The organism is Pantoea sp. X-Soil-TKNS-1279 (assembly GCF_059730565.1).
The window spans coordinates 2,864,046-2,886,503 of record NZ_AP035948.1 but is presented as its reverse complement, the minus strand read 5'-3'; the positions used below and the strand labels follow the sequence as shown (position 1 = coordinate 2,886,503).

The 22,458-nt window shown below is 54.5% G+C and carries 17 protein-coding genes and 1 riboswitch; of the genes, 5 read left to right on the top strand and 12 right to left on the bottom strand.

The features are described 5' to 3' along the window. Positions 1-25: 25 nt before the first annotated feature. Positions 26-1,594, top strand: a complete 1,569-nt coding sequence (gene ahpF / locus AC6I8N_RS13500; RefSeq protein WP_021186010.1) for an alkyl hydroperoxide reductase subunit F — start codon at positions 26-28, stop codon at positions 1,592-1,594. A 111-nt stretch (positions 1,595-1,705) separates the two neighbouring features. Here ahpF and AC6I8N_RS13495 read toward each other — a convergent pair whose 3' ends face one another. The 3 genes from AC6I8N_RS13495 to chiP form a co-directional block, all read right to left on the bottom strand. Continuing rightward, positions 1,706-2,665, bottom strand: coding sequence for an AEC family transporter (locus AC6I8N_RS13495; RefSeq protein WP_497829268.1), 960 nt, complete (start codon positions 2,663-2,665; stop codon positions 1,706-1,708). Between the two features lie 625 nt (positions 2,666-3,290). After that, positions 3,291-5,954 carry a beta-N-acetylhexosaminidase gene (locus AC6I8N_RS13490; RefSeq protein WP_497829267.1) on the bottom strand — a complete coding sequence of 888 codons (2,664 nt, stop codon included), beginning with the start codon at positions 5,952-5,954 and terminating at the stop codon, positions 3,291-3,293. A 51-nt stretch (positions 5,955-6,005) separates the two neighbouring features. Next, a complete protein-coding gene (chiP, locus tag AC6I8N_RS13485; protein ID WP_497829266.1) occupies positions 6,006-7,400 on the bottom strand; it encodes a chitoporin ChiP in 1,395 nt (464 codons plus the stop codon). A gap of 489 nt (positions 7,401-7,889) precedes the next feature. Here chiP and AC6I8N_RS13480 point away from each other — a divergent pair, with 489 nt between their 5' ends. The 4 genes from AC6I8N_RS13480 to fbaB all read left to right on the top strand — a co-directional run bounded on the left by AC6I8N_RS13480 (position 7,890) and on the right by fbaB (position 11,282). Further along, positions 7,890-8,078 (top strand): DUF3606 domain-containing protein, encoded by a 189-nt coding sequence (locus AC6I8N_RS13480; RefSeq protein ID WP_036627648.1) that lies wholly within the window; start codon positions 7,890-7,892, stop codon positions 8,076-8,078. Between the two features lie 291 nt (positions 8,079-8,369). Continuing rightward, positions 8,370-8,466: riboswitch (TPP riboswitch) on the top strand. 33 nt (positions 8,467-8,499) lie between these two features. Beyond that, complete coding sequence (thiM, locus tag AC6I8N_RS13475) at positions 8,500-9,285, top strand: hydroxyethylthiazole kinase (RefSeq protein WP_497829265.1); 786 nt, start codon at positions 8,500-8,502, stop codon at positions 9,283-9,285. Beyond that, a complete protein-coding gene (gene thiD / locus AC6I8N_RS13470) occupies positions 9,282-10,082 on the top strand; it encodes a bifunctional hydroxymethylpyrimidine kinase/phosphomethylpyrimidine kinase (protein WP_497829264.1) in 801 nt (266 codons plus the stop codon). Before thiM ends, thiD begins: the two co-directional genes overlap by 4 nt. A gap of 147 nt (positions 10,083-10,229) precedes the next feature. Then, a complete protein-coding gene (fbaB, locus tag AC6I8N_RS13465) occupies positions 10,230-11,282 on the top strand; it encodes a class I fructose-bisphosphate aldolase (protein ID WP_021186002.1) in 1,053 nt (350 codons plus the stop codon). A 95-nt stretch (positions 11,283-11,377) separates the two neighbouring features. On the opposite strand, the gene AC6I8N_RS13460 is transcribed toward fbaB, so the two are convergent. The 9 genes from AC6I8N_RS13460 to mdtD all read right to left on the bottom strand — a co-directional run bounded on the left by AC6I8N_RS13460 (position 11,378) and on the right by mdtD (position 22,444). Beyond that, a complete protein-coding gene (locus tag AC6I8N_RS13460; protein WP_021186001.1) occupies positions 11,378-12,064 on the bottom strand; it encodes a GntR family transcriptional regulator in 687 nt (228 codons plus the stop codon). A 99-nt stretch (positions 12,065-12,163) separates the two neighbouring features. Then, complete coding sequence (locus tag AC6I8N_RS13455; RefSeq protein WP_497829263.1) at positions 12,164-13,621, bottom strand: mannitol dehydrogenase family protein; 1,458 nt, start codon at positions 13,619-13,621, stop codon at positions 12,164-12,166. A 53-nt stretch (positions 13,622-13,674) separates the two neighbouring features. After that, on the bottom strand, positions 13,675-14,958 hold the full coding sequence (locus tag AC6I8N_RS13450; protein WP_021185999.1) for an MFS transporter: 1,284 nt from the start codon (positions 14,956-14,958) through the stop codon (positions 13,675-13,677). Between the two features lie 80 nt (positions 14,959-15,038). Further along, positions 15,039-16,049, bottom strand: coding sequence for a Zn-dependent oxidoreductase (locus AC6I8N_RS13445; RefSeq protein WP_497830695.1), 1,011 nt, complete (start codon positions 16,047-16,049; stop codon positions 15,039-15,041). Positions 16,050-16,285: 236 nt separating this feature from the next. Next, positions 16,286-17,185: a lipid kinase YegS gene (gene yegS / locus AC6I8N_RS13440; RefSeq protein ID WP_497829262.1), complete on the bottom strand. Its 900-nt coding sequence runs from the start codon at positions 17,183-17,185 to the stop codon at positions 16,286-16,288. Positions 17,186-17,418: 233 nt separating this feature from the next. Next, on the bottom strand, positions 17,419-18,792 hold the full coding sequence (trhP, locus tag AC6I8N_RS13435) for a prephenate-dependent tRNA uridine(34) hydroxylase TrhP (RefSeq protein WP_497829261.1): 1,374 nt from the start codon (positions 18,790-18,792) through the stop codon (positions 17,419-17,421). A gap of 143 nt (positions 18,793-18,935) precedes the next feature. Next, positions 18,936-19,643 (bottom strand): envelope stress response regulator BaeR, encoded by a 708-nt coding sequence (gene baeR, locus AC6I8N_RS13430; protein ID WP_021185995.1) that lies wholly within the window; start codon positions 19,641-19,643, stop codon positions 18,936-18,938. A 9-nt stretch (positions 19,644-19,652) separates the two neighbouring features. Then, a complete protein-coding gene (gene baeS / locus AC6I8N_RS13425; RefSeq protein WP_497829260.1) occupies positions 19,653-21,038 on the bottom strand; it encodes an envelope stress sensor histidine kinase BaeS in 1,386 nt (461 codons plus the stop codon). Continuing rightward, complete coding sequence (mdtD, locus tag AC6I8N_RS13420; RefSeq protein WP_497829259.1) at positions 21,035-22,444, bottom strand: multidrug transporter subunit MdtD; 1,410 nt, start codon at positions 22,442-22,444, stop codon at positions 21,035-21,037. The genes baeS and mdtD overlap by 4 nt, the downstream gene beginning before the upstream one ends. Positions 22,445-22,458 lie beyond the last annotated feature (14 nt).

The window sequence follows — 22,458 nt, the reverse complement described above, 5'->3', positions numbered from 1 at the left end:
TTTCGACCAGCAACAGGAACTTATTATGCTCGACACCAATTTAAAAACCCAACTCAAGGCTTACCTTGAGAAATTAACGAAACCGGTTGAGTTAATTGCCACACTGGATGATGGCGCCAAATCCTCAGAGATTCGGACCTTGCTGGCAGATATCGCGAGCCTGTCTGACAAAGTCAGCTTCCGCGAAGAGAACGATCGCCCGGTACGTAAACCTTCGTTCCTGATTACTAACCCTGGCAGCCACAGCGGCCCGCGTTTTGCTGGTTCGCCGATGGGCCACGAATTTACTTCACTGGTGCTGGCACTGCTGCAAACCGGTGGACATCCTTCTAAAGAAGCACAAAGCCTGCTGGATCAGGCCGCTGCGTTGGAAGGCGAGTTCCATTTCGAAACCTATTATTCCCTGTCTTGCCACAACTGCCCGGATGTGGTGCAGGCGCTGAACCTGATGGCGATCCTGAACCCGAACGTCAGCCACACCGCGATTGACGGTGGCATGTTCCAGAATGAAATCACCGACCGTAACGTGATGGGCGTACCGGCGGTGTTCCTGAACGGTAAAGAGTTCGGTCAGGGCCGCATGAGCCTGGCAGAGATCGTCGGCAAAGTGGATACCAACGCTGAAAAACGCGCGGCGGAAGAGCTGAACAAACGTGATGCCTATGAAGTGCTGATCGTAGGCAGCGGCCCGGCGGGTGCAGCGGCAGCCATTTACTCCGCACGTAAAGGTATCCGCACTGGCCTGATGGGCGAGCGTTTTGGTGGTCAGGTACTGGATACCGTCGACATCGAGAACTACATTTCAGTGCCGAAAACCGAAGGCGCGAAGCTGGCCGGTTCACTGCGCGCACACGTTGATGATTACGATGTGGATGTTATTGACACCCAGAGCGCGATCAAACTGATCCCTGCCGCCAAAGAGGGTGGCCTGCATGCGATTGAAACTGCATCTGGCGCAGTGCTGAAATCACGCAGCATTATCCTGGCGACCGGGGCTCGCTGGCGTAATATGGGCGTGCCGGGGGAAGAAGAGTATCGCACCAAAGGCGTGACCTATTGTCCGCACTGTGACGGCCCACTGTTCAAAGGCAAACGCACGGCAGTCATCGGCGGAGGTAACTCTGGTGTTGAAGCGGCGATTGACCTCGCAGGTATCGTTGAACATGTGACGCTGCTGGAATTCGCCAGTGAAATGCGTGCCGACAAGGTGTTGCAGGATAAACTGCGCAGCCTGAAAAACGTGGATGTGATCCTGAACGCGCAAACCACTGAAGTCAAAGGTGACGGCAGCAAAGTGACCGGTCTGTCTTATATTGACCGCAACGCCCAGACCAGCCATGAAATTGCACTCAGCGGTATTTTTGTCCAGATCGGCCTGCTGCCAAATACCACCTGGCTGGAAGGCGCGGTGGAACGCAACCGCATGGGTGAAATTATTATTGATGCCAAATGCGAAACCAGCCTGAAAGGCGTATTCGCTGCGGGCGACTGCACCACGGTGCCGTACAAACAGATCATCATTGCCAGCGGTGAAGGGGCGAAAGCGTCACTGAGCGCCTTTGACTATCTGATCCGCACCAAACCGGCTGAATAAGTTTTCTTGCGATAGCCACGCAACCGCCCTGCAACCTGTGTTGCGGGGCTTTTTTTGTGAAAATTTCCCCGATATATCGCGCCGTTACGCAGTATTACGCGAGGTGACAACTTAATAACCGGCCAGCGTCATCAGCATCATCCACACTGGGGTCGTCACTGCGGCAAATAGCGTTGAAAACAACATACTGGCTGCTGCGGGACCGGTCAGGACCTGAAACTTCTGCGACATCAGATAAACATTGACCCCGACCGCCATCGAACCGAGTAAAACCACCACTTTACTTTCCAACGCCGGGAGATCGGTCAGCCATGCGATCGCCCAGATACACATCGGCTGCACAATCAGTTTCAACAGGCAGATGCTGTAACTCTCCTTCAGGCCATCACGTACCCGGTAATGGGCCAGACTCATGCCAAGCGTCACCAGCGACAGCGGTGCTGCGATGGTGCCGAGCATGTCAATTGGTTGGGCGGCAATCAGGGGCAGCGGTCGTTGCAGGAAACTCCATGCCGTGCCGCTCAGGATGCCGATAATTAACGGATTCTTCAGCACGCTGATCACCGTTCGGCCAAGACCCTGAAGTGAGAAGCTGCCGTGTTTTGACCACTCCACCGAAACCGTGAGTAATGTCCAGAGGATCAGGCTGTTGAATACCAGAACCAACGCCACCGAGGGCAACGCATGCTCCCCGAGTAGCACGGTGGCAATCGGAATACCCAGCATCACGTTATTGGAAAAAATACCGCCCAGTGCAAACACCGACCCGGCGATGCTTTCCAACTGAAACACTTTTGCTGCGATGATGCGCCCGACAATAAACACCAGCAAACAGCTACCAAAAAATGCCAGCAGCAGACGGAAATCCACGGGTGGGCTTTTGTAAAAGTCACTCATTACATCAAACAGCATGCAGGGCAGGGCAACGTTGAAAACAAACCGATTCATCCCTTCGCTGATGCTGGCTGGCCATTTGCCAATACGGGTCAGACAGTAGCCAAGAAAAATAAGGATAAATAATGGGGCCGAGAGGTAGATCTGATGACTCAATGTTGTAAGCAAATCAGGCATAGCTGCAATATTGGCAAGAGGTCAATGCTTGCAGGGTAACATGCCAGCCAAGGGCTGCAACATACAATCCGCTGATATTAAGACGATTATCCTAACCAACGACGCGCTTCGGCATCGCTGATATCACGATAATAAACGCGATGAATGCGTTCGCCACACCTTTTGCAATGAGCCTGAACATGTGTGGAGTGATAGTGTCGGCCGCCTGGTGAAACTGCGCCTTTACGTGAAATCGTGATGTTGCGCCATTTGTGTGCGTGCGGAATAAAACTGAATAATTTTAATTTCATTGTGTTTACCGGAATTATGAGCTTTTAGTCCGGAATGAAATTAGGCCTTTTTTTTCCTGGTGGCGGCTTGATATTAATCAAGTTGCAGTGATGTCGATCTCATTTTGATATTATTTCTTATTTGAAGATAAAAATACCCCGCCGGTGGTGATGGTTTTATTTTAATTATTTTGATCTTTGTTGTTAATTTAATTTCATTCGCGTAACTCTTATTGGTTATTTAATGCGTCGCCTCTATTTTGATTGATTTAGCGTTGGTATGAAAATTTGCGCTGGATCAGTCAGACCGGTGTGGTTGATTACCTGCCTGAATTGATCCAGCGCAATTTCGTGATTTATAGCGCTTCTACGCGGCTTATCCGTTTACCATCCGGGCTTTGGCTGCGCACCATCACCTTGTCGTTTACGCCAATCTCAGGACGGTCTTGTGGGTTATAATCCATCCAGCTGTTGCCGTTATCGAGGCTATATTGCAGCGGCAAACCAGGTAGGGCGACATTCATTTCCAGCTTACCCTCGACAATGCGTGCGCCAGGCACCGGCAGACGGTAGTGGATACCGGCTTTATCCATTTTACCCAGTTCGCGTTGCCCCAGCAGATTGGCAAAACGTTGCCAGTCGCGCTTGAGCTGCTTCTGATTAACATGCTGGGTTTCTCCCCCTTTGAAGTTGCGACCTTGCTGATAATCCAGTTCCCAGCTGGCGCGATGCCAGCTACGTTCGGCCACGGATAACAAACGCGGGAAGATCATATATTCCATCTGCTGATCGGTACGTACGGTTTCGCTCCATAACTGGGCAGAAAGACCATATGCGCCACCCCAGGGTTTCTCCGAGGTAGTGGCAAACGTATTGCCATCACGATCAACCGAGGTTTCAGCATTTTGCGGCAGGTTATCAGGTGCGAAGCTGAACATCTTGCGTTCATCACTATAACGGGTGCCCCAGTAATAACCACGTTCCAGAGGATTGACCTCATACGGGAAATCCATATAAACGTAATCCGGGTTAGAGATGATCACATCGTAGTTTTTCTGCGTCCAGTCGTTGGCGCTGTCAAACCCACCCCAATAAAGCGTATCCCAGAAATTAACGCGGGTGCGGGACGTGGCGAAGGCTTGCGCATTAGCTGCATCTTTCAGACCATCCTGCCACGCCTGCATCACCGGAATGCCGTGCGCTTTGACCAGTTGGCTGACCTCCAACGCGAAGTGGCTGGGGAGGTGTTCCAGATCCTGTACCTTGCCGGATTTCACCAATGCCTGGCAGACCTGAGATTTCGCCCAGGGTTTATCCTCTTTACTTTGGTCCAGGACCCCCTTGCCAGCTTCCGGGTTAGAGATGTCGGTGTAACCGGCACCAAGGCGAATGTTTTTCGCCTCATCACCGCCAAAATGCCAGGTGTTCAGCGGCTGACCGGCTTCACGATGCATTCGCTGGATCTCTCCAATCACCTTATCAACAAAACGCTGCGACGAGTCGAGGCAGGGATTGAGATAGCTGGTGCGATCGTACAGCTGTACTGACGTGGTGTTAGACGTATCGGTGGGATCGACCAGGCGGAACTCGCTCGCTTCACGGGTTTTACCGGCCTTCATCAGGGTGTTATAACGCGCTTCCATCGCTATAACCGCAGCACGGGCATGTGCGGGCATATCAATTTCCGGGATCACTTCAATGTTGCGTGCCTGAGCGTATTTCACGATGTCGATATAATCGGCGCGGCTGAAGTAGCCGCTGCCGTTGTTATCGCTAAACGGTCCAGAACCCAGTTGTGGTACCAGACAGCGTTGCTCATCCATGTCGTGACAGCGTTTGCTGCCGACCTCAGTCAGTTCCGGCAGTCCGGGGATTTCAATGCGCCAACCTTCATCGTCGCTCAGATGGAAATGGAATTTATTCATCTTCCATGCCGCCATCTGGTCGAGCATGCTGAGTACCGCCTGTTTGCTGTGGAAGTTACGCGCCACATCGAGGAATGCACCACGATAAGCGAAGCGGGGGGCATCCTGGGCCTCCAGGGTGGCGATCAGCGGTTTACCCTCTGCCGGTACCAGTGACAGCAGCGACATCAGTCCATAGAAAACGCCCGCAGAGTCATAGCCGACGATGTCAGTGCCGCGTGGGGTGATGGTTAACTGATACGCCCCGGACACGGCCTCTTCTCCCTTGAAGCGTGCGGCATCGATTTGCGTTGCGATGCCATAACCGGTTGGGTTCGTCTTGATATTCAGCAGGGCAAAGCGTTGCTGCACTGCCGCCGCCTGGTCAGCCGTCAGGGTATGCAACTGGAGTGCGACACCCTGACTCAGATCGACATCTGCCGTGTGAATGTTCACCGATCGCGGCGTGGGGGTGATCTGTCCACGCAGCGAAACAGCAGGCAGCAGCTTGATATCGGCATTTTTCTCAAAGCGGCTGACCGGTTGCATCAGCACGTTTTTGTCATCTGCGGTACGTTTCCACTGTTCGCCAAACGGCATGACAAAATCGGTTAAATTTTCCGTGTCGGTGCTGGTGATAATTTTGGGCGATGCCCCTGCGGCAGTGACGTACCAGCGCGGCATTACATCGGTAATAAACAGTTGCCAGTATTCGTTGACGATGGGGATCTCCACCGTGGCCCCGGCAGCAAATCCGGTGAACTTATCCGTAGGCTCCAGTCGGGTTAAATCACCGACGATATGCGTCATTTTAAACTGGTCATTATCAACGCGCAGGGTTTCATGCACGTTGCTCATATAAATCGCCCAGTTTTTGCTGGTGATGGCCGGACCGTGGTTGGTCAATCTGATGGTTGCCCGGTTGCAGGATGCCCAGTCAGCACCCAGTTGGGCGCAATCCACGCCGTGGCTGGCAGCCTGGTTATCCGTGACCTGGTACTGCACACCAAATTGACTGATTTGATCGACGACCTGTTGCTGATTTTGCGGTACGGCATTACAGGCGGTGATGCCCATCATGCTGAGTGCCAGAAAGCTTAACTGTAAATTTTTCATGCGGTTATCCTTGTGCATGGATGACAATAGCGGGATCCAGCCCGCTTAGCGTCAGAAAATAGTAAAGGGAGCAATGACCATAAATTTGATGTCTTTTTCATCCTGGAAGATGTTGCCGTAGCCACCGCTGTAGCTCGGCAGGTTGCTATGGTTGTCATATTTGGTGTAATGCAATTTGAACTGCGTCCCTTTAGCGCGTGTTTCCTGCAAGGTGTACACCAGATCAAGGCTCCAGGCGGATTCTGTCAGGCGCTGCTGTTGGTTGTATATGGGATTGGTGGAAGGCTTCGCATCCCAGCCATAGGCATAGGAGCCACCAACCTGCCAACCCGGCAATTGCCAGTGTGCGAGATCGGCCATCACGCCAGCGAACACGGCTTTCTCACCATTCGCGTTCCAGTCTGAACGCGAGTCCCACCAGACGTCCATGCGACCATTGGAACTGGCGTACGAGGGCGTCATGCGTTGTAAAAAGAAGCCCTGATTACCTTCTGCTTTTACCCAGGTGCCTTCCAGGCGCAAATCAAATGCGCCAAGGGTGTAGCCGAGTGTCATCGCCTGAAGCCAGGCTAAACCGTCATAGACATTGTTGACGTTGCTGGCGCCGCCTCCCTCGCGATCCTGTGCACCATAAAATTGATAACTGGTTCGCAACGGCGAACCGGCCAACGGCAGTTGATACGACGCTTTGGCGAAGTATTGATCCATGTAGTTTGCGGCCTGGCCGTAAGCCCCTTCCACGACCAGGCTATTTTTAAAATCGTACTTCGCGCCGAAAGATTGCAGCCACGGTACATCCGTAGTGCCGTCTGCTTTGCGGAAGTTGTACATATGCTGGTACCAGGGCGCTTTGTATTGATCGGTCCACATCCATGAGAAGGAAAGGGCTCCCGCATCACCAAAGTCATAGGTGGTTCCCGCTTCGACACCACGGTAAGTTCCCGGCAGGAAACTCCAGTGCGGTGCCAGTAACGTTTGGCCGGTGGGTTGTAGATATCCGGCACGCAGCCAGTAATCCTGCCATCGGGTTTTTAGCGCAGCTTTGTACAGGCTGGCACCGCTTTTATCACCAGTCCATTTTTCATCCCAGCGGTTGCTGGCATCACTGAACCCGATTTCGTTGGGTGCAGCCGGACCACCATGAGTCAGCTCCAGCGCGCCATACGCAGCAAGGTCAAGGCCGATGACGTCCGCCAGATAGCCTGAAGAGAAATCGAGGCTGGCATTGCCTGTTGCATGATGCAGGTTGGCATCATACTGGCCGTATTTACCCTGTTGCGGATCCATCTCTTTGCGATCGCGCTGCCGCTGCCAGTAGTAGAGGCCACCGGTCAGGGATGAGTCATCAATGAAACCAGCTGCTAAAGCAGGAGCAGGGATAAATGATGTAATGAGAAGTGCAGTGGCGATAGCTGTGGATAGCGACGTGCGAACTGTCCTGTGCATGGTAAATCCTCCGTGATAATTCCTTGTGTGATGATGCCTTCCATTTACTGTTACTTCATGTAACCAGTGCGCAGATGCTATTTTTCGTGACGCGAATTATCAATGACGATGAGTACGATTTATGACGCAGGACGCAAAAATAAGCATTTAATTCACTAAAATCATAATGTTACTGTTTTGTTGTTTATGTGAGTCAATTGTTTCTCAGTACTTGATCCTGTTGATTAGCAGAAAACCGGGAACAACATTCAGCCTTTAGATGCAGCAAAAAAGTTTGCTCTGTTGTTCTTTGGTATAGTTGCTATACCTTGATATCGTCAGCCATATTGTCTAGGATTTTTTCCGGAAGCCAGCGCTGTGCTGGCTCCTGGCCTTAAGTGGGGCTGTATGGCAATCACCGGACGGCTAACATCCTTCGGTTAAGCTAACGAGTTACTCTTCTTAAGAAGCGATAGTCATGTTTTCAGGATTAACCTCAGGAGCTGCGAAATGGCTGATGATTTAAAGAGAAAACAACCGGAAGACAAACGCTTTATTAGTCTTACTGAAACCTGGGAGGTTGAGTATTGGACGAACACCCTGGAAGTGAGTGCGACACAATTGCGTACCGCTGTTGCTAACGTAGGTAATGGTACTGAGAAAGTTAAGCAGTACTTGAATCAATATCAGCGGAAGTGATTTTCAGGAAGAAAATAACTGACTAACCCCGTTCTGCGGGGTTTTTTATGGCTGCTGAGCACCGGTTGATAACTCCTGACAGGTGGAGGGAAGTCAGAAAATCTATGCTGCAATGGTTGTGGAAATTATCCCGAAGGCCATTTTATTAGCAATGGCTCTATGCAGAACGTGTATTTGCGTTCCATCGCGCTGCTACTGAATGTGCTAAAGCGTTCCGACGCAGCGTACGGAGTTGCTCGTTAACAGGACAGGCTTGCGTCAGCAGGCAACTTCCCCTAATCTGCCAGTCATATAAATGACTCGGGGTGCCCTTCCTTGTGAAGGCTGAGAAATACCCGTACCACCTGATCTGGATAATGCCAGCGTAGGGAAGTCAGATGCCTGACCGCATTCGCCTTCTTGATCGCCGGTTGGGAGCTTTATGAAACAACCTGACCTTCTTTCCTCCGCGCAACTCGCGCACTCGCTTCAGTTACTGCATCAACATGCTTCGCTGGTACATTGCATGACCAATGATGTGGTACAGACCTTTACCGCTAATGTCCTGTTGGCACTGCGTGCCTCACCTGCCATGGTGATCGACGCTGATGAGGCCGCACAGTTCAGCGGTTATGCCGATGCTCTGCTCATCAACGTGGGCACGTTGACGCGCGATCGCAGCATCGCCATGCAGGCTGCGGTAGAGGCGGCAAACCGTGCCGGCACGCCCTGGACGCTCGACCCGGTCGCGGTGGGCGCGTTAACCTTTCGCACCGAATTTTGTCAGCAGCTATTGACCCAGCAACCGGCAGCCATCCGTGGCAACGCCTCGGAAATCCTTGCCCTGGCGAACCAGGCGGCGGGCGGGCGTGGCGTGGACAGCTTGCATCAGGCTGACGCCGCACTCAGCGCTGCTCAACAGTTGGCGAATGATTACTGCAGCATCGTGGCGGTAACCGGCGAAGTGGATTACGTCACCGATGGTCAGCATACCTTTGCCATCCCGGGCGGCAGCCCACTGATGACACGCGTAGTGGGGACAGGTTGTGCGCTGTCGGCAGTGGTGGCGGCTTTTGCCAGCCTGCCGGGTGAACGTCTGCAACATGTGGCGGCAGCTTGTCGGGTCATGTCACTGGCCGGTGAACGGGCGGCACGTCAGGTCCAGGGTCCGGGCAGCTTTGTTGCTGCCTTTTTGGATGCGCTGTGGACACTGGAGGTGACGCCATGAAACGTATTAACGCATTGACTATTGCCGGTACTGACCCCAGCGGTGGTGCTGGAATTCAGGCCGATCTCAAAGCCTTCTCCGCGCTGGGTGCCTATGGCACCAGCGTCATTACCGCGCTGGTGGCGCAGAATACCCGTGGTGTGCAGTCGGTCTATCGTATCGAACCAGATTTTGTCGGAGCGCAGCTGGATTCGGTGCTCGATGATGTGCGTATCGACACGGCAAAAATTGGCATGCTGGCGGAAACGGCGGTGGTGGAAATTGTCGCTGACAAGCTGAAGCGTGCCAGCCTGCCGTTCGTGGTGCTGGACACCGTTATGATTGCCAAAAGTGGCGATGCGTTGTTATCACCGAATGCCATCGCCAGTCTGCGTGAGTTGTTGTTACCACAGGTATCGTTGATTACGCCGAATTTGCCAGAAGCCGCGGCGCTGCTTGGCGGCAGTGTGGCGGAGGATGAGAAGACGATGCTGATGCAGGGGGATGCATTGCTGGATCTCGGGTGTGAAGCGGTACTGATGAAGGGAGGACATCTGAGTGATGCGGAGAGCCCGGATTGGCTTATCACCCGCAACGGACGTCAGCGTTTTACCGCGCCACGCGTCAATACTCGCCACACCCACGGCACTGGTTGTTCGCTGTCAGCTGCGTTGGCGGCGCTACGTCCACGCCATGATGACTGGGCTGCGACGCTCTCCGAGGCTAAAGCCTGGTTGCAACAAGCGTTACTGCATGCCGATTCTCTGGAAGTCGGAAAAGGCATTGGGCCGGTGCACCATTTTCATCGTTGGTGGTAGGGCGTAACGCCGAATTGCCATTTTTTGCCTGCGTATCTGTCTGAAAAATGGAGTCAGCAATTTGCCAGCCTGGCGGATCCCGGTCCAGGCTGTTGGGGGCGAATCGGCAGGTGCCGGTTCCAATCCAGCCATTAATCAGGAGTGAGTATGACGGACATCGTTCAGTTATTGGGCCAAGAAGCGGATAGCCTTCTTCAACATCGCTGCATGACCATTCCAGCGGAAAGCCTTTATTTACCGGGCGCGGATTATGTTGATCGCGTAATGACCGATAACAATCGTTCTCCTGTGGTATTACGCAACATGCAAACGCTGTACAACACCGGTCGCCTGGCTGGGACGGGTTACCTGTCGATTTTGCCGGTTGATCAGGGGGTTGAGCACTCCGCAGGCGCTTCATTTGCCGCCAATCCTCACTACTTCGACCCGAAAAATATTGTTGAGCTGGCGATTGAAGCGGGCTGCAACTGTGTCGCTTCCACTTACGGTGTGCTGGCCTCGGTGGCGCGGCGTTATGCGCACAAGATCCCGTTTATGGTGAAGTTGAACCACAACGAGACACTGAGCTATCCGACGCAATATGATCAGACGCTGTACGCCAGCGTCGAGCAGGCGTTCAATATGGGAGCCATTGCGGTCGGGGCCACCATCTACTTCGGTTCTGAGCAATCACGTCGCCAGATTGAAGAGATCTCCGCCGCGTTTGAACGTGCGCATGAGCTGGGTATGGTGACGGTGCTGTGGGCCTACCTGCGCAATAACGGCTTCAAGAAAGATGGCGTGGATTACCATGCCAGCGCCGATTTAACCGGTCAGGCCAACCATCTGGCCGCGACCATTGGCGCGGATATCGTGAAGCAAAAAATGGCAGAGAATAACGGGGGTTATACCGCGGTGAATTTCGGCCATACCGATGATCGCGTATACAGCAAGTTGACCACCGAAAACCCAATCGACCTGGTACGCTACCAGTTGGCAAACTGTTATATGGGGCGCGCCGGGTTAATTAACTCTGGCGGTGCGGCAGCAGGGGCAACCGATGTGGCCGAGTCGGTGCGTACGGCGGTGATTAACAAACGCGCCGGCGGTATGGGACTGATTCTGGGACGCAAAGCGTTTAAGAAGTCGCTGAAAGAGGGCGTGGAGCTGATTAACGCGGTGCAGGATGTGTATTTGTCCAAAGATGTGACGATCGCATAATTAAACCGTAGCGGCGCGATTTATCGCGCAATTCTGCGCATGATGCCGCAAAAAAACAGCGCGATAAATCGCGCCGCTACGGCATGTCACACTGATTAAGGCGCTTCAAACCACTCGCTATTGCGTTCTGCAATCGGCGTTATCGTCATAATCATCTCCTGCAAATGGCGGCGCATTGCCGACTCCGCAGCCTCAACGTCGTGCGCTTTCAGCGCCGCATAAATCTCTTCATGCTGCTGGATCAAGTTCTCCGGCGGTGAGACTTCGCTTAATGTCAGAAAACGCACCCGGTCCATGGTCGCTTTGATATTTTCCACCGTTTCCCAGGCCAGCAGACAGTTGATACTTTCGGCAATCAGGCGATGAAACTCATCGTCGAGGGCGAGAAACGCCTGGCTGTCGTGGCGTTCGGCCGCTAAACGTTGCAGTTGCAGGTTATGCTCCAGCGCCATCAGGGCGACAGGCGTAATTTCCTGCGCGGCCCGGCGGACCACGGCAATTTCCACCGCTTCACGAATAAAACGACCATCAGCAACGCGCTGGGCAGAGATTTTTCGCACAAAGGTGCCACGCTGCGGCAATACCTGCACCAGGCCGGCTTCAGCCAGCTTGATAAAAGCTTCGCGCACCGGCTGACGAGAGACGTTAAAGCGCGCAGAAACCTCTTTTTCCGACAGCAGCGAGCCAGGGTGAATGGCGCAGGTGACAATGTCCCGACGCAAATAGCGATAGATCTGCTGATTCACCGGTTCGCTGGTGGTGATGGTATAGGCAATTGACATGCAGCAATATCCGTATTTATGGCTGGTATTGACCAGCCTTTATGGGAAAGATTCAGTCTAATCAGCACGCTGCATCTGCGCTACCAGTTTGTTGGGGCGTTACCCCTGACTAAGGGCATGCACCGTGGCACGCGCCCCTTCGGCACACAGCTGCTGATAAAGTTCCGTCACCCGGCTCACGAAGCCTGGGTGTTGCAGCAAATCGTCACCGAACACCGCTTTCAGCCCCAGCAACGCCCGGACACGCGGCGCGCCTTCTTCGCTGGTCGCTACAATGCGCGCCAGTTCCTCTTTCAGCGGGTCGCGAATCTCAATGGCTTGACCGTGCTCATCAACGCCGCTGACATAACGCATCCAGCCTGCCACACCCAACAGCAAAAAGTCACAGTCAGAGCCATTGCGCAGATGCCAGCGCACACTGTCCAGCATTCGCTGTGGCAGCTTTTGCGTGCCATCTGTGGCGATTTGCCAGGTGCGATGTTTAATGGCTCGATTCTCGTATCGGGCGATCAGCGAATCGGCATACGCGGCCAGATCCACCCCGGTGGTACGCAGTGTCGGCGCCTGATCCTGCATCATCAGCGCACGGGCGGCATGGCGATAGTGCACATCGGCCATACAATCGCTGATATGTTCATAACCCGCCAGATAGCCGAGATACGCGAGGAAAGAGTGGCTGCCATTCAGCATTCGCAGCTTCATCTCTTCGAACGGCAGCACATCGCTGACCAGTTCTGCTCCGGCGTTTTCCCACGCCGGACGCCCACTCACAAAGTTATCCTCGATCACCCATTGAAAAAAAGGTTCCGCTTCCACCGCCACCGGGTCTTCGCACCCCAGACGCGCAGTAAGGCTGGCAAAAGCGGCGTCGGTCATCGCCGGGACGATGCGGTCCACCATGGTGGAAGGGAAGGTGATATGGTTTTTGATCCAGTCGGCCAGTTCTGAGCTGTGTCGCTCCGCCAGTTGCACAATCACGTTGCGCGTCACATGGCCATTCTCTGGCATGTTGTCGCAGGACATCACGCTAAAGGGCGGTAAATTGCCTGCGCGCCGACGGATAATCGCTGCCAGAATCAGGCCGGGTAACGAATGCGGCTCCTGCGGATGCGCCAAATCGTGCACGATATCGGGATGATCGGGGTTGAGATTGCCGCTGGCGGGTAGGTGGCAGTACCCTTTTTCGGTGACGGTCATCGAAACAATCGCCACATCCGGCTGACACATTGCCTCGATAACCGCGTCGATACCGTCCCCTTTACCGTGCAGCGCGCCAGTCACCACGCCTATCACCCGGGTATGCAGGCTGTCATCAGCCATTTCAGTCAGGGTGTAGAGCAAATCCTGCTGGCGCAAAGCCTGAATCAACGCGCCGCTGTTGAGGTTCACCTCACAATAACCCCAGTCGCTGCCCTGTTCCGCCAGCTTGTCCGTTGCCAGTGCCTGGTGGGCACGATGAAAGGCACCAAACCCGATGTGGACCATGCGGGTTTTCAGGCGGCTGCGATCATAGCCTGGACGCTGAACATCGGCGGGAAGGCTGCCAATCTCTAACATAATCATTCCTTTTAGCAAGCGGGGCGTAAAGTCGCCCCGCAATGGTCAATTTTTTAGGCTGAGACCGGTTTGTTACTGGTTTTTGGGCTGCGAATAACAAACAGCACCAGCAGCGCGCCCAGTCCCGCAACCACACCCGCCAGGATAAAGGCGCTATCGAACTTGCCGGTGTGCTGGACAATAAAACCGGTGACGATGGGACCGATAATGCCTGACAGGCTACCCACCAGGTGAATGAAGCCGCTGATGCTGCCGACACGGCTTTTGTGCACCACGTCCTGAATAATCGCCCAGTAAATCGCGCCGGTGATATAGAGGAAGAAGATGGAGATCGACATCATGATCACCGCCGAATTCACCTCTTTTATCGTACCGGCCAGCGCGACACAAATTGCGGCGGCCAGCAGTGAGACCACCAGCACAATTTTACGTGACAACAGTAACTTACCGGTAATGTTGAAGATTTTATCGGAGATCCAGCCGCCCAATGCCAGGCCGACGAAACCGACAATCCACGGGATCATGGTGGTGATGCTCATGGCTTTGATATCCAGGCCATGTGCCTGCACCAGATAGGCCGGGAACCAGCTCAGGAAGAAGAACAGGATGTAGTTGTAGCAGAAGAAGGCGAAAGCGGTGACCAGGATGATCGGCTGGCGCAGGTAGTAACCCATACCATGTACAGCACCGGACAGATCGGTTTCTTCACCGGGCTGCTCCGCTTTCAGTTTCTCCACCAGCGCACGTTCTTCCGCGGAGACGCGCTTGCTTTTCGCCGGATTGTCAGCAGCAAAGAAGAACCAGAACGCCATCCATACCAGACCAATCAGGCAGATTGCCACGAAAGCGGGACGCCAGCCGAATGACAGCGCCAGATAGCCAACAATTGGGCCGGCGACGGCACCACCCAGCGGTGAACCGGCACTGAGCAGGCCCATCGCGGTAGCCGCTTGTTTTTTCGGGAACCAGCCATTAATGGCTTTGTTAGCCGAGGCGCAGATTGGGCCTTCTGCCATACCAAACAGCACGCGCAGAATCATCATTGACCAGAAGCCGGTCGCCAGTGCGGTCATACCGCAGAACAGCGACCACATACCCACAGCGGTGCCCAGCACAATGGTCGGGCCGAATTTATCGGTCGCAAGGCCACCAATAAAGTTAAACAGCGCATAGCCGAAGAAGAAGCTGCCGAAAATCATGCCGAACTGTTCAGCGTTAATCATCAGATCTTTTTCCACCAGCGGTACGGTCAGGGACAGGGCAATACGATCGAGGTAATTGATCATATAAACCAGAAATAACAGCAGTACGAGGGTCCAGCGCAGGTTCTTTAACATAGAAACTCCGACATCTTGCTTTATTGTATTATTGCCGGCGGGTACGCACCGGCAAGAGGACACCTGGTGTGAAGGTTAACTCAACCCATGTGTAGGATCACTTTGCAGCAGGTGCGTGGGTCTTTTTCAAACAGCGTCATGGCACGTTCAATTTCCGCCAGCGGGAAGTAGTGCGTCACCAGCTTCTCTGGCTGGATCTGGCCTTTTTCCATCCACTCGATCACTTGCGGGAAACGGTTGCTGTTCAGACGTGAGGTGAACAGCGACAGTTCTTTACTGGTCAGGCTTTGTTGCGTAATGCTGCACGGTTCGCCGGAGAAGCCCAGCAAGCCGATGCGTGCGGCCGGAGAGGCGAGGGCGGCCGCTTCCGCCAGAATGCTGGGGTGACAGGCGGCATCGATGATCAGTGTCGGCTGTAGCCCTTCCAGTTGCGCCGCCAGCGGGATCTCGCTGTTGTTGAATACCTGGTCGGCACCGTTTTGTTGCGCCAATGCGAGGCGTTCGGGCAGACGATCCACCACCAGTACCCGTTCAACGCCATAGACGCCTTTTAGTACCTGAATGGCGGTTAGTCCCATTGGGCCTGCGCCGTAAATCAGCGCCACATCCTGTGATTGTGGTTTCAGGAACGCGGTGATGTTGGCGGCGATGGTGAAGGGTTCAACCATGCTGGCGAGCTTATCGGGAATCGCATCAGGCAGACGGAAGGCGTTTTTGGCTGGAGCGACCGCGAATTCACTGAAACCACCGTCGCGATGCACGCCGATCACCTGAAGTTCCTTGCAAACGTTGGGGCGACCAATCGAGCAGGGATAGCAGTGACCGCAACTGACAACCGGATCGACTGCCACGCGTTCGCCAACACGCTGTGCATCGACGCCCTCGCCGACGGCGTCGATCAGCCCAAAGAATTCATGCCCGATAACGCGAGGATATTTAGCAAAAGGGTTGTGGCCGTGCCAGATATGCACATCCGAACCACAGATGCTGGCAAACTGGACTTTCACGCGAACTTCACCGGCAGCAGGTTGCGGTAAGGGACGCTCTGCCAGTACCAGTTCACCCGGTTGTTCAATCACCACACTTTTCATCATCAGCTCCTTCGCCCTGGCCGTCATTCGCGGTCGAGGGACTTTAACGGGAAATCAATGATGAAAAAATACGCTTGCAAATACTACCATACAAGTCGACTTAACAGAGTTGTGAAGAGGGTCACAGCTCGGGAAAGGAGGGATCGGAACGTAGCGGCGCGATTTATCGCGCGGTTCTGTGCATGCTGGCAGAAAACCTCGCGCGATAAATCGCGCCGCTACGCGGAATAGACAAATTACGCCAGTAACGGACACTGCGGCGGCAGACGGCAGCACAATGCGCCCGGCAGCACCTCTATCTGGAATTCGCTACCGCTCAGGGGTTCGCCGTCCAGGTTAAATGTCATCTCGTGGGGAGAGCGGATATTCAGTGACTGCAACTTCGCTGAGACAATGTTGGGGTTTTCATCATCGCGCGTCAGCGAATGCAACAGGGTCGGCAACAGCTCCTGGGCGGTGACGATGCTCAGATTGAGCTGGCCATCATTAATCAGCGCGTCAGGACACAATTTTTGGCCGCCACCTGCCTGACGTCCGTTGCCAATACCAATGACCAGCGCATCCCCCTGCCAGTTAAAACCAGGTGCTGCGATTTCACAGCGGTCCGGTTTGAGGGCATCAACACGCATCAGGCCATGAATAAAATAGGAGACACCACCTAACGCGGATTTGAGTTTTTCCGGTGTTTCGGTAGTAATGCGAGTGCCAAAACCGCCGGTCGCCATATTGATAAAGTAGCGATCGCCATTGACGCGCGCCAGATCGATGGCGGTAGCCTTGCCGAGCACCGCGAGACGCAGTGCCGGTTCCATCTCCAGCGGAATACCGACGCTGGTGGCAAAATCATTTGCGGTACCCAACGGCAGAATGCCCAGCGCAGGACGGTGGTCTGCGGGTAGCGCTGCCAGTGCGGTGGCAATTTCGTTGATGGTGCCATCGCCGCCGCCAGCTACCACCGTTTCCGCCTGCAAACTGACGGCTTCCTGCACGTAGCGGTCGCCATCGCCTTTTTCCCAGGTGACACGCACGGCCAGATTAAAGCCTTCATCACGCAATTTATTTACCGCGGTGCGGAGTTCTTCATTTCCGGCACCTTTGCCATTCAAAATCAATAAGGTAAGTGGTTGGTTTTGCATCGTCCATTCCCTGAGGCATTACAGATAAAAGTGGTTATAGCATAGCCGGGACAGGAACTTTATCGGTGCGGGGATGAAAAAAAGAAAACCCGCACGGGGGAGCCGGGCGGGTGAATGAGGTGGTTCCTGGTACTACCTGCTGATTATTGTTACTCGTTAGCAGCGAAAGCGAGTTTACGCCAGGGCGAAACGGCGGTCTGTGATCCTGTTCTAATTTCACCCATTTCTTTTCATTAAGTGCGGTTGCTGGCGTGTGGATCGCGCGTGCTGTCGCCAGCGGAAAAGTTACGCAGCAACAATGCGAAAGCGAGATCGACGTGCTCGGGTACTGGCAGCCAGACACGATGACCATCTCCCGGTGCCACATCAACAGCGCTTCCCTTGTCATTCTGCATCGCTTCCAGCCGACAATTCAGATTGCCATCGGGGGTCATGATTTCCAGCGCATCACCCAGCAAGAATTTGTTCTTCACGGCCACCTGCGCCCACTCACCACGGCGTTCACCGGTAAATTCACCGACAAACTGCTGGCGTTCCGACACCGAATAGCCTTGTTGGTAGTTTTGGTAGCTGTCATGGGTATGACGGCGCAGGAAACCTTCGGTGTAGCCACGATGTGCCAGACCCTCCAGGGTTTCCAGCAGCGAAGGATCGAAGGGTTTACCTGCGGCGGCATCATCGATGGCCCGGCGATACACCTGGGCGGTACGGGCGCAGTAATAAAATGATTTGGTACGGCCTTCGATCTTCAGCGAATGCACGCCCATCTGACTCAAACGTTCAACATGTGCCACGGCGCGTAGATCTTTCGAATTCATGATATAGGTGCCGTGCTCATCCTCGAATGCGCTCATGGTTTCGCCCGGTTTCATTTTCTCTTCCAGCAGAAAAACGCGATCCGTTGGCGTACCCAGTCCCAGCGTTGGTGTGGCTGCTTGAACCTCAACCGGTTGGTGGAAACCGACAATATTACCGACCTCGTCCTGCTGGCCTTCCGCCACCTTATATTCCCAGCGGCAGGCGTTGGTACAGGTCCCCTGGTTGGGATCGCGTTTATTCAGATAACCGGACAGTAAACAACGGCCAGAATAGGCCATGCATAGCGCGCCGTGTACGAAGATCTCGATCTCCATTGCCGGCACCTGCTGACGAATTTCACCGATCTCCTCCAGTGATAATTCACGCGAAAGAATCACGCGGGTTAATCCCATCTGCTGCCAGAATTTTACCGTCGCCCAGTTGACGGCGTTAGCCTGTACCGAGAGATGGATCGCCATCTTCGGGAAGGCTTCGCGTACCAGCATAATCAGGCCGGGATCGGACATGATCAACGCGTCCGGCTGCATTGCCACCACCGGAGTCAGATCGCGGATAAAGGTCTTCAGTTTGGCGTTATGCGGTGCGATGTTCACCACCACATAGAATTTTTTGCCAAGTCGGTGGGCTTCATCGATGCCTTTGGCGAGGTTTTCATGGGTGAATTCGTTATTGCGCACACGCAGGCTGTAGCGCGGTTGCCCGGCATACACCGCGTCAGCGCCATAGGCAAAGGCATAGCGCATATTCTTCAGCGTTCCCGCTGGAGAAAGCAGTTCAGGTTTAAACATGGGATCTCACTGATGTCAGGTCAGCATGCCATCGACGATGGCAGGTGCAGTGGCCGTATCAGACGGCCCTGCAAAAGGTGGGGAATTTTAGGCAGGGCCACTCACGAAGTAAATTGACCTGGATCAAGATAAGGCGCTGATTGCTACAGGATGCGGCAGACATCGGCCTCCCAGCGATAACCCATGCCGTATACCGCGCGGATAAACGGTTGTTCCGCGTCGAGGCTTTCCAGCTTACGGCGCAGATTTTTGATGTGGCTGTCGATGGTGCGATCGGTCACCACGCGATAATCGTCGTACAGATGGTTGAGTAACTGTTCACGCGAAAACACTTTACCTGGTTCCAGCGCCAGCGTTTTCAACAGCCGAAACTCGGCTGGGGTCAGTTCCAGTTGTTGTTCACGCCAGGTGGCCTGGAAACGCCCTTCATCGATCACCAGATGTGACGCCTGCTGCGCCTCTTCCGGCGTCCGTTTGACGCGGCGCAAAATGGTTTTCACCCGCGCCACCACTTCACGCGGACTGAAGGGTTTGCAGATATAGTCGTCGGCCCCAATTTCCAGGCCAAGCAGGCGATCAATTTCTTCGGTGCGTGCCGTTACCATGATGATCGGTAATTCGGAGAAACGGCGAATTTCGCGACACAAGGTTAAGCCATCGCGGCCTGGCAACATTAAATCCAGCAGCATCAAATCCGGCGGCGTCTGCTGCACATAACTCAGTACTTCGCTGCCGTTGCCAATATGGTGGGTGCGATAGTTGGACGCTTGCAGATAATCAATCATCAGCTGCGCCAGTTTCGGCTCGTCTTCAACAACAAGGATTAAAGGGTCGTGCTTTTCCGTGCTCATAGGCTGTGCTTAATGGGGAACATAAGGCAAGTTTAGCGTGATTTGCAGGCCACCTAAATCAGAGAGATCTGCACTGATGCTGCCACCATGCGCTTCCGCAATATTTTTGCAGATCGCCAGACCGAGACCCGAGCCGCCGCTGGCACGGTTGCGTGAACTCTCCGTGCGGAAGAAACGCTCAAACAACCGGGCCTGATGGGCCGGGTCCACACCAGGCGCGCTGTCGGCAAAGCAGAGCTGCCAACTGTCGCCGAGGTTTTTCATGGTCAGGCGCACCTGACCACCGGCATCGGTATAGCGCAGGCTGTTTTCCAGCAGGTTGGTGAACAGCTGCATCAGCCGATCAGGATCGCCGAAACTCGGCGCTTCTGCTGGCAACGTCAGCTGCAAGGTCAACTGGCGGCTGCGATAGCGTTCGCCGAAGCTGCCCGCCGCCACCTCCAGCAGATGGACTAAATCCACCGCCTGCTTGCGATAGGCAAGGGCACCGGCATCAGAGAGTGATAACTGATGTAAATCATCCACCAGCTTGGTCAACACCACCACTTCGCTTTGTAGCGAAGAGATGGCTTCCGGTGTCAGTTTGCGCACACCATCCTGCATGGCCTCCAGCTCGCCACGCAGGATCGCCAGCGGCGTGCGCAGTTCATGGGAGATATCCGCCATAAAGGCGCGGCGGTTGCTCTCGTTTTTTTCCAGCGAGCTGGCGAGCTGGTTAAAGTCGCGCGCCAACTGGCCGAGTTCGTCGCTGCTTCCCACTTCGACCCGCGTGGCGAAATCGCCTGCGGCCAGATGGTGGGTGCCATCCACCAGCCTTTTTACCGGGGCCAGCAAGCCGCGCGCCATCAGCCAGGTCGCCAGCGCTGCCATCAGTGCCGTAAAGCCGACGATGATCCAACTGGTGCGGCGCTGTTGTTGGTCAAAATTGATGTCAGTGCTGCGGGTGAGGCGTTCAGCAGGTGAGCCGATCACCCAGCCAACCACTTTGCCATTGCTGGTGGTGATATTGCGTCTTGTCCCTTCAGGGGGGACCGGGGATCGCGGGCCAGAAAGTACCTTGTATTGCTGATCGATAATCCAGAACTGGGTGCGCCAGCCGTGTGGGGGCAGCAGGTTACCGCTGCCGGGGTTCTGCTCCAGCGAACGCAGGATAGAAAAAATCAGCCGGTCATTGTTGCGCAGGAAATCCCAGTTACCGTGCTGTTCATATTGGTCAGCAAGCGCATCGCTCAGCAGCGTCAGACGTTGTTCATTCCCTTTACGAATGTAATCGACAAAGCCGTGTTCAAAGCTGAGCCGCACCCCCCAGTGCATGATGATAATCACCAGCATGCAGGTGGAAAAAATCGCCATAAACAGCTTGGGACCAATGCCGAGTTTCAGCCCGCGCTTCATCCTTCACTCCTTTTGCGTCGCAGATCGACGTTTTTGCTTACATCTTTCGGCACACGCCAGAACACCAGCGCAGGCAGAATAATCACCAGCGCCATGCTGAGGTAAGCGTAGATAAAGGTTTGGTGGGCTGCTGCGCTGTTGGCGATGGCGCCATGACCGAAAGCACCCAGCAGCAGGCCAGCGATGGTGACACCAATGCTGGTGGAGAGCTGCATGATCATCGACAGCAAACTGTTGCCGCTGGACGCCAGTTCATCTGGCAGCTCTTTCAGCGTCAGGGTGTTCATGGATGAGAAGCGAATGGCGTTGACCATCCCCTGAAGCAGTAACACCACCGGCAGCAGCCAGGTCCAGCCCAGCAACGCGACCGCCGGGAACAGCAGCACCACCAGCGCGAGCGCGCAGGTACCACCCACCAATGCATTGCGGTAACCGAACAGATTCACGATCCTGACCACCACGCGTTTGATCCCCATATTACCCAGCACCATTGGGATCATCATCAGCCCCGCGTGGAACGGGCTGAAGCCGAGGCCCACCTGCAAGAAAATCGGCGTCATAAACGGCAGCATGCCGCTACCGATGCGACCGGTAAAACTGCCGAGCAGACCGATGGAGTAGATGCGATTATCAAATAATTTCAGGCTAAACAAGGCATCGTCGTTGTTACGACCGTGCATCAAATAAAACAGCAGGGAAAAGACGCCAACCAGGATCAGCAGACCGAGCAGCAGCGCAGAGCCATCGGTGCTTCGCTGTCCATCAAGCGCCAGCGTCAGGGTCGCCATGCCTACGGCCAGTAAACCGAAGCCGAGAAAGTCGAAGCGTCGGGTTTGCATGGTGTAGTTGGGCATGATCGCGAGGGTGGCAATGGCACCAATGATGCCGACCGGGATGTTGATCAGGAAGATCCAGTGCCAACTGGCGTACTGCACCAGAATACCGCCCAGCGCCGGACCGAGCAGCGGACCGACCTGGCCGGGTAGGGTAACAAAGGTCATCGCCGACATATATTGCTCGCGTGGGACGATTTTCATCACCGTTAAGCGCCCGACAGGCACCATCATTGCGCCGCCGACCCCCTGAATGACACGCGCCAGCACCAGTTGATCCAGCGTGCCGGAGAAGGCGCAGAACACCGAACCAATGCTGAATAATACGATGGCGGTGAAGAAGATATTCCGCACACCAAAACCGTCAGCCAGCCAGCCACTTAGCGGCAGGGTGACGGCCACCGTCAGGACATAGGAGACAATCACCGAATGCATATGCAGTGGACTGACGCTGAGGTCGCGCGCCATCGACGGAATGGCGGTGTTGACGATGGTGGTATCCAGCGACTGCATAAAAAAGCCAAAAGCGACAATCCACAATTGCCAGCGCACCGTCGCGTTCTGAGTGGTCATGGTCTCTTCATCCC